The sequence below is a fragment of the Nocardia sp. JCM 34519.1 genome (assembly GCF_020361265.1).
In the GTDB taxonomy this organism is placed as follows: Bacteria; Actinomycetota; Actinomycetes; order Mycobacteriales; family Mycobacteriaceae; genus Nocardia; species Nocardia arthritidis_A.
Map to the genome: position 1 here is coordinate 574,257 of NZ_JAIRBR010000003.1, position 7,354 is coordinate 581,610.

The 7,354-nt window shown below is 62.5% G+C and carries 9 protein-coding genes and 4 tRNA genes; 7 read left to right on the forward strand and 6 right to left on the reverse strand.

Annotated elements, in window-relative coordinates; translation table 11 throughout:
• Positions 1 to 72: 72 nt before the first annotated feature.
• From LGY53_RS12195 to LGY53_RS12210, 4 genes are all read left to right on the forward strand, one after another.
• On the forward strand, positions 73 to 633 hold the full coding sequence (locus LGY53_RS12195) for a helix-turn-helix domain-containing protein (protein WP_225726757.1): 561 nt from the start codon (positions 73 to 75) through the stop codon (positions 631 to 633).
• 139 nt (positions 634 to 772) lie between these two features.
• Positions 773 to 1,036 carry a hypothetical protein gene (locus LGY53_RS12200; protein WP_225726758.1) on the forward strand — a complete coding sequence of 88 codons (264 nt, stop codon included), beginning with the start codon at positions 773 to 775 and terminating at the stop codon, positions 1,034 to 1,036.
• On the forward strand, positions 1,033 to 1,797 hold the full coding sequence (locus LGY53_RS12205) for a DUF2637 domain-containing protein (protein ID WP_225726759.1): 765 nt from the start codon (positions 1,033 to 1,035) through the stop codon (positions 1,795 to 1,797). The genes LGY53_RS12200 and LGY53_RS12205 overlap by 4 nt, the downstream gene beginning before the upstream one ends.
• Positions 1,794 to 2,153 (forward strand): hypothetical protein, encoded by a 360-nt coding sequence (locus LGY53_RS12210; RefSeq protein WP_225726760.1) that lies wholly within the window; start codon positions 1,794 to 1,796, stop codon positions 2,151 to 2,153. The genes LGY53_RS12205 and LGY53_RS12210 overlap by 4 nt, the downstream gene beginning before the upstream one ends.
• Before the next feature lie 115 nt (positions 2,154 to 2,268).
• Here LGY53_RS12210 and LGY53_RS12215 read toward each other — a convergent pair whose 3' ends face one another.
• Positions 2,269 to 2,643, reverse strand: a complete 375-nt coding sequence (locus LGY53_RS12215) for a hypothetical protein (RefSeq protein WP_225726761.1) — start codon at positions 2,641 to 2,643, stop codon at positions 2,269 to 2,271.
• A gap of 17 nt (positions 2,644 to 2,660) precedes the next feature.
• Entirely contained in the window at positions 2,661 to 3,188 is a 528-nt protein-coding gene (locus LGY53_RS12220) for a DUF3558 domain-containing protein (RefSeq protein WP_225726762.1), read from the reverse strand.
• A gap of 1,221 nt (positions 3,189 to 4,409) precedes the next feature.
• Between LGY53_RS12220 and LGY53_RS12225 the strand changes: the two genes are divergently transcribed.
• Complete coding sequence (locus LGY53_RS12225; protein WP_225726763.1) at positions 4,410 to 5,051, forward strand: hypothetical protein; 642 nt, start codon at positions 4,410 to 4,412, stop codon at positions 5,049 to 5,051.
• A gap of 261 nt (positions 5,052 to 5,312) precedes the next feature.
• On the opposite strand, the gene LGY53_RS12230 is transcribed toward LGY53_RS12225, so the two are convergent.
• From LGY53_RS12230 to LGY53_RS12245, 4 genes are all read right to left on the reverse strand, one after another.
• On the reverse strand, positions 5,313 to 5,750 hold the full coding sequence (locus LGY53_RS12230; RefSeq protein WP_225726764.1) for a hypothetical protein: 438 nt from the start codon (positions 5,748 to 5,750) through the stop codon (positions 5,313 to 5,315).
• A 111-nt stretch (positions 5,751 to 5,861) separates the two neighbouring features.
• Positions 5,862 to 5,936, reverse strand: a tRNA-Val gene (locus LGY53_RS12235).
• Position 5,937: 1 nt separating this feature from the next.
• Positions 5,938 to 6,008: transfer RNA gene (locus LGY53_RS12240), tRNA-Cys, on the reverse strand.
• Positions 6,009 to 6,051: 43 nt separating this feature from the next.
• A tRNA-Gly gene (locus LGY53_RS12245) sits at positions 6,052 to 6,124 on the reverse strand.
• A gap of 340 nt (positions 6,125 to 6,464) precedes the next feature.
• Here LGY53_RS12245 and LGY53_RS12250 point away from each other — a divergent pair.
• Positions 6,465 to 6,536, forward strand: a tRNA-Val gene (locus tag LGY53_RS12250).
• A 391-nt stretch (positions 6,537 to 6,927) separates the two neighbouring features.
• Positions 6,928 to 7,293, forward strand: a complete 366-nt coding sequence (locus tag LGY53_RS12255) for a hypothetical protein (protein ID WP_225726765.1) — start codon at positions 6,928 to 6,930, stop codon at positions 7,291 to 7,293.
• Positions 7,294 to 7,354 lie beyond the last annotated feature (61 nt).

The window sequence follows — 7,354 nt, forward strand, 5'->3', positions numbered from 1 at the left end:
TTCGGCCCCTCCATTGCTAACAATACCGCGATTATTATCATCGATGATAGCAATCGTGTTACGGTTGCCTGTGTGGATGCCGTCGAGCTGTTGTTGCACCCGGTCCGCCTGCGTATCGTGCAGGCCTTCCTGGGGAAATCGTCGCTGACCACGGCAGCACTGAACGCGGAACTCGATGACATTCCGCCCGCGAGCCTCTATCGGCATGTCGCTCGGTTGGTCGAGGGCGACGTCCTCGAGGTGGTATCCGAACGCCGCGTCCGCGGCACCGTCGAACGCACCTACCGGCTGCGAGTCGAGGCCACTCGAATAACACCCGCCCGGCTCGCCGCCATGACCATCGACGAGCACCGCCACGCCTTCATGGCCTACCTGGCCGGTCTCGTCGTCGACTTCGACCGCTACCTGACCCGCGGCGATATCGATTTCATCCGCGACGGCGTCGGCTACCGGATGGTCGGAATGTGGCTCGACGACACCGAATTCGCCGAACTACAAGCCGGCCTGGGCCGAATCCTGGCCCCCCGTCTAGCCAACGAACCCGCTCCGGGCCGAAAACTGCATATCCTCCGAACAATTCAACTCCCCGCCGAAAGCCATACGGAGCCCCCGGCCGCCGAGCAGCCGGACTGATCCCCTGCGCCGAACGCCATAGGCCTGGCCCAGAAGCCCGATGCCGCAACATATTCTGCCCCAGTTGCGCGATCTGGATGCGAAATGCCGACCGCCACAAGAGAATCGGCTCAGCCCAAACTAGCGACACCCTTCGCGGGTGGTGGGATCAGCCGACGACGGCACCTTGGGCCGAATCCCAAGAAGGCCCGGTTCAACCGAGCCTTTCGGTGGTGTGCGGGTCAGCCAGATCGACTACGTCGTCGACCGATCACAGCTGTTCGGGGTGATCGGGCCGGTGCTGGAGTCGCTGCGTGAGGTCGGAGTGATCGTCGATGACATCGACACCGCCGACGAGTCGATCGTGGACGCGATCCAATCCCGTTGGACCGTCTACACCGATTCCCCGGAGGTTCCGGCATGACCGGGGACCGAAATTCGGTGCAAATGCGGTGGGTGCGCCGTGGCGCGGTGGTAATCCTCGTGACTATGGGGTCCGCGGCGTTCACGCTCAGTTTCGCAGCGTTGCGGGAATTGGCGCTGATGGCGCACACACCACGGGCGCTGGCGTGGTTGTGGCCGGTGATCGTGGACGGCACCATCATCCAAGCCACCGTCTCCGCGCTGGTGCTGGCGTCGACACCGCAACGACGCTGGTTTGTGTGGGTGCTGGCCGCTGGTGCGCTGGTGTCGATCACCGGTAATTCGGTCCACGCCGCGTTGGCGGGGGTCGGGTTGCCGTGGTGGGCTGCGGCGTTGGTCGCGGCCGTGGCGCCGGTGTCGCTGTTGGTGGACACCCACGGGTTAGCGGTGTTGTTCCGTGCTGCACAACAGGATTCGGTTCCGGACTCGAGCGCTGCGGTCACGATCGTGGCACCCGAACCGGCCGCCCCTGTGACCGAGCCCGAACCCGAACCGGTCGCGGTCGATGTGGCTGCGGTCCGGCAGGGTCCGGCTCGGCGAGATCCTGCCAAGGTCGCACGGGCTGTCGCGATGCGCGCCGAAGGCAGCTCGTTCGCCGAGATCGGCTCCGTGCTGGGTGTGTCACCGAAAACCGCGGCCAAGTACGCGGCTACCGGCCAGGCGGATCGTCGTGACGGGGCAGTGCGGCCCATCCACGCGGTACGCCCAGCACAACAGTCGCTGCCGCTCGCGGTGCCCGCGCTCGCAGGGGGTGTCCGATGACGGCGACCGGCGAAACGGGCGTGACCGGACTGCTCGAGTTCCAGCAGTGCGCCTGCCCCGACTGCACCGATACCGGCATCGTTCGACCCTCCGTGCTCTGCAACGGATGCGAGAACGCCGGATGCCTTCCAGGCCACGGTAGGTGTCAACGCGACGACGCGTACGACGGCTACGCGCGCCGGGAGGCGTTGGTGACCGGTCAGCGGATCCAGCAGCAATACGACCAGGGCCGATCGTGGGCCGTGATCGCTGACGAGTTCGAGATCTCGAAGTCGAAGGCGCAACGGCTGGCGAAGGTCTATCGGGCCTACCGCGACTGGCAAACCCACCACGACCAGCTCAGCTTGCTCGGCTGAACTTGCCCTGGACACAACCGAATACCAACTGAATATTGAAAAAGCGGAGTCCGTGCCTGCTAGACCCAGGCGCGGGCTCCGCCCCATTTTTCTACCAGATCCACCGGGATCACACTCAGGTCTGCTTGAACCCCTGAGCGTTCTGCTCGTCCTGGGCTTGGAGCTTGTCGATGGACTTTTGCATGGTGTCGCGGATGAGTGTCACGACCTCGATGTGTGCGTCAAGAGCTGAGGCGACGTCGCCGTCGCCGCCAACGGCTTTGGCTCCCAGCATTTTTGCGAGCTCGTCCGCGCAGTCGAACCGGCCGAAGCCGGTGACGCGTTCCATGTACTTCAGATCTTCGCGGAGGTTCTTGTACAGCTCAATTTGTTTGTTACACGCATCTCGGCAATCCTTGGCCACCGAAGGATCAAGAAACAGTCTTCCGGCTTCGGCTTCTCCCGCAAGGTACTGCCAGCGATTTTGTTCCTCACGCATGTTGGTGGACATCGAAGGGTCTCTCGGTTTTACTTCGGGAAGGTCGGTACGAGAACTTGAGCTGCGGCCATTGCCTTGTCGCACGCAGGGACCGGCTTGCTCGAAGTAGCGCTGAGGACGGTTATCTGGAATGCACCCTGACTCGACGGAAAGACCAAGTCGCAGTCTGCTTTTGCTGTGTCGGTCACGGTATGGAAGCGAAAACCTTCGCGCCCGCCGACTGAAATGCTAGCGAAGTCGACATTATCGGGCTTCTTTTTGAATTCTTCGACCGTATGAATGGTCGACCATACGCCAAGCGAATAATTCCAATCGGAGGTCGAGTCATGCCACGCGCATACTTTCCACCCTGGTTCTGCGACGCCTGCCACGTCTGACTTCCGTGTAGAGGGGACGACTCCGAGCCCCTGCAAAGTTCCGTCCGAGATCTGAGTACACGGGTCCCATAGCGCCGCGGTTGCAGCCGAGGTGTTGACCGTGGTCGGTGTTGGTTGGCCTTGTTTGTCGGGACCGCACCCGGACGTCAGCAACAACACCGCCGTCAACGTCGAAGTCATCACTGCCGCCTGTCGCCCCACCTGTACCTCCGCTCAGCTGCCACTACCGGCTCAAGGTCTATGACGCACCCCGCCACTGTTCGGTTCCATCAGACCACGACCGCCAGCGGGGCGGGTAACGGCAACGCGGGGTGGGGGCGCGCGGCTCTGCGGGCAGGCCCCGCCTGCCCGGCACCAGCTGCCCGCGGCGGCGTCGCAGAGGCTCGCGACCAAGGACGAATTTCCGATGCAGCAACCGGGACAATGGCTGTCGGACCGCCGGAGGAAATTCGTCCTTGGTCGCGAGAGGCGACGCCGTTACACTCGCGCGCCCCCACTCGTAGCAGCGGGCGCGGCGGGCACTCGATTACGGCACCAACCGCTGTCCCTGCCGCGTCGACCGGCCGATGGCGCCGGTAGTGACAGTGGATCGACACCGGTTCGCCCCCGGATACGGCGGCCTCCGCATCGGAAATCTCCCGGAAGTGCCTGATCATGATCGGAAACGCCCCGGAAAGGATCCATATCTCGGCTCAGGGGTTTTCCGGTCCGGTTTTCCGTTCGCCCGCCCCTGATCAGCGGCGATGCCGAAGTGAAGGCTCCACCCACCGAGATCACCAAATACACGCTTCGCTGCATATTTGGTGATCTCGGTGGGTGGAGCAGTGTGGAGAGATCAGGGGCGGGAGAACGGAAAACAGTTGATAGCGAAGAGGTTCAGGGGGAGTGGGTTGCGTTGAGTGCGAAACGTTGCGGTTGGGTGCGTGGTTACGTCCGGCGACGTCAGGTGCGTATGCGGCGGTAAGGCAGGTGGTTACGTCCGGAGCCGCGTGGCAGCGTCCGGTGCGAAAACGTAGGCGTGCGTGGCTGGTTCGGGTGCGGATGGTCACGGTCGTCGTGTAGGTGGTGCGGTCGCGCCGGTACCTAGCGGTCGTGTGAATTTCCCTGGGCGCGCGCCGCAGTGTCAGGGCACCGCTCCTCACGAGCAAGGACGAATTTCCTTGTGGCGGTTGATTTGTCACGGCGGAGGTCCGGTATCAGGAAATTCCTCCTTGCTCGCGAGCCTCTGCGGTGCCCTGGGCAGGCGGTGAGGGCAGGCCGCGGGCCTGCCCCGGAGGAGGCGCGGCGCGCGCCCAGGGAATCCACGCCTCTTCCGGATTTCCACTCATTGACACGTACGTGTCAAACCGCCTGCCCGTTGACACGTACGTGTCAACGCTCCCGGAAGGACACCCGGAGATCATGACCGATTCCGATTCGATCACCGGCCTGCTCGTCGATGCTCTCGAAACTACTTGGGCCGCAATCCGATCCCAACACCCCGATGTTCCCGACGTGGTGCTGTCCGTGGGATCAGGCTCCGCCAGCGGTAGCGAACTGACCCTCGGGCACTTCGCGCCGAACCGGTGGATCCGTGGTGAGTACGAATTGCACGAACTGTTCATTGGCGGCGAAGGACTTCAGCGCGGTCCGGTGGACGTGCTCGGCACGCTCCTCCATGAGGCCGCACATGGCGTCGCGGCCGTCCGGAACGTCAAAGACACCAGCCGCCAAGGTCGTTGGCACAACGAGCGATTCCGCGCCATCGGCGAAGAGCTCGGGCTCACCCTCACTAAGCACCCCAAGATCGGCTGGTCGCTTACCGCGGTGCCTACGGAGACCAGCGAGGCATACCGTGACGAACTCGAAGAGTTGGCCTTCGCGCTCGTTGCTTACCGTCGCCGCGAGCCCAACCAACGCGGCGGACGGAAGTCCAACAACAACGGGCTGTCGGTCGAATGTGACTGCGGTCGCAGGATTCGAGTTTCCCCAACCGTTTTCGAGGCGGGAGGAATTCGCTGCGAGCTGTGCGACGGTCTGTTCACGGTTGCCGACGAGAGCTAGCTCGGTATCCCAAGACCTTGGTGGCACCAGCGATCGTTTAGATAGTCGTCGACGTTGGCTTTTGGCTACCTACGAGATTCTGTCGATTTCCTTCTCGAGTTGAATCAGAGATTCGTAGTGCCCGTGTCGGCCGTGGACAAGTTGGTAGGCAACGACTTCGTGCTTGTCCAACCTACCGAGCTCCTTCAGCTCGTTGAGATACCAACGGAGGTCTCGCTTCCCAGGATCATCGGCCCAACCGTTGTTGCCAGCGAAGTCGATTCATTCCAACAGCTTTTGATGTTGCATTGACCGCTGCGTGGCGTGGATCCTGTGCTCGACCAGGTTAACCGCGCCGATCTCATCGGCCCAACGGGCACAAGAGTAAACGGGGTGTTCGACCACCGCGACAGGGTCACCACGCGTGTACCTCATCGCCAGTTCCAGTTCCTTCAGCGCTGGCAGGTAAACCAGAGCTGGACGGCCGTAGCCTATGTGGGATTGGTTGGAGTTCCTTGGTGTCAGGACCACGCGGTTCTGCACGTACTGCTTCAGCAGTGTCGAACAGCTGACAGCGCAGATTTGGGGGGCGATGACGATCATGTCCACGCCAGCGCCGACCTCTCTTAGGAAGGCCTCGGCCAGTTGAACAGCCGGATCGAATCCTGCTGCATCTGCGCAAAACGGAACGTACGCGGCGCGGGGGAGAACGCCTGCCATACCATGATCATCGCGCTGATCAGTCGCATCGTTACAACTTAGCTTCAGGTCACGGATAGCCCACGACGCAAGAAAGGCCCGGTGAAAACCGGGCCTGACCTGCACCAAAGGTGGTGCGCGATACTGGGATTGAACCAGTGACCTCTTCCGTGTCAGGGAAGCGCTCTCCCGCTGAGCTAATCGCGCGAGGTGGAGACGGGAATCGAACCCGTGTGCACGGCTTTGCAGGCCGTTGCCTCACCACTCGGCCACTCCACCGCGCAAAGGGGGACGGCGTTTTAGTGCCAAACCCTACCTCTCGAGCGGATGACGGGATTCGAACCCGCGACCCTCACCTTGGCAAGGTGATGCGCTACCAGCTGCGCTACATCCGCATTTCGCTCCCCGGGGGCTTGGCTGCCCTCCGTGGTGCGAGACAGAACATTAGCCGACGCCCGGTGAAAGGTACAAATCCGCTGGTAGAACGGGGGAAATCCGCAAGGTTGCGAAAGTGACGGTGGTGGCGGGTGTGGCTGCGGGTGTTTGTGGTCCATGCGAGGGAGCAGCCGACCCTGCCCTCCCTGCCCAATCGATCCGACCCAACATCGACGACCACCGGATACATCCCTATCCGGGTGGCGATTTGGTGAACCGGGGGTGGCCCGTGCTAATGTTCCATCTCGTTCGAAGGGCCCCGCAGCCCAACGAATCGCCCGCTCAACCGGGCGAACTTCAGGTCTCATAGCTCAGCGGGAGAGCGTCCGCCTCACACGCGGAAGGTCGCTGGTTCGATCCCAGCTGGGACCACATTATCCCCTCGATATATCGCCTGGTCGGGGGGATTTTCGCGTCTATACCCTCCGGGAGCATGTGTCCGTCGTTGACCGCTGTTGACCGTCCGATTCCGGTGGTTGGGGCACGTTGGGGGCACGGCCCGAGAGTGGTTCTTGACCCCCTGCGGATAGATCGCCTATCCGCCCGCCACCTACTTCCCTCCCTGCTTCCTCATACTTGCCAGCCTCAGCGGAGGGAGGGCGTGTCAAGGATGCCGTAGGCACCGCGTAGCGGACACCGAAGGTGGTCCTTGACTCGTCCGAGTGCAGCGAGACAATCGGGCAATGAGGAGGCAGGGCTTTGTCAACTTCCTGATGTGTCGGGAGTGGTTGTCCGCTACTGGGTTTGGGTTCACCATCGAGGGATGAGCGAGTCTCGTCAGCAGCGTCGTGCCCGTGAACGTGCCGAGCGGAAAGCGTCCGGTCGTCCTGGCCCGAATATCCGGTCGGCTCCCGACCTTCCGGCGGTTGAGCGGCGATCCGTGGCCGTAGATGTCCGGGTGTCCTGGTTCGACGATGGCGGCAACCTCGACGATGGTTTTTGGCATGCCTCATGGGAGGAGACGGAGTCTGAATCCGAGATCTTTCCGAATGGGCAGGACCTAGCGGACTTGGTTCAGATCACGACTACGGCTCAGGGCGAAGATCTCGGCGAGCTTGTCGAGGAGATCGTCGAATCCATCGGGCAGGAGTGGCCCGACAGCGACGTGACGATTGTCAACGGCAGCTGAACCCTGGACACTTTCCGGCAAATGAATCGTGACCCCTTTCCGGTGGGTTGGTTGGTTTCAG

Excerpts from the sequence above, each read along its gene's own strand:
- LGY53_RS12220 (WP_225726762.1), bottom strand. The coding sequence starts at position 3,188 with ATGACTTCGACGTTGACGGCGGTGTTGTTGCTGACGTCCGGGTGCGGT.
- LGY53_RS12215 (WP_225726761.1), bottom strand. The coding sequence starts at position 2,643 with ATGTCCACCAACATGCGTGAGGAACAAAATCGCTGGCAGTACCTTGCG.
- LGY53_RS12255 (WP_225726765.1), top strand. The coding sequence starts at position 6,928 with ATGAGCGAGTCTCGTCAGCAGCGTCGTGCCCGTGAACGTGCCGAGCGG.
- LGY53_RS12205 (WP_225726759.1), top strand. The coding sequence starts at position 1,033 with ATGACCGGGGACCGAAATTCGGTGCAAATGCGGTGGGTGCGCCGTGGC.
- LGY53_RS12225 (WP_225726763.1), top strand. The coding sequence starts at position 4,410 with ATGACCGATTCCGATTCGATCACCGGCCTGCTCGTCGATGCTCTCGAA.
- LGY53_RS12230 (WP_225726764.1), bottom strand. The coding sequence starts at position 5,750 with ATGGCAGGCGTTCTCCCCCGCGCCGCGTACGTTCCGTTTTGCGCAGAT.
- LGY53_RS12210 (WP_225726760.1), top strand. The coding sequence starts at position 1,794 with ATGACGGCGACCGGCGAAACGGGCGTGACCGGACTGCTCGAGTTCCAG.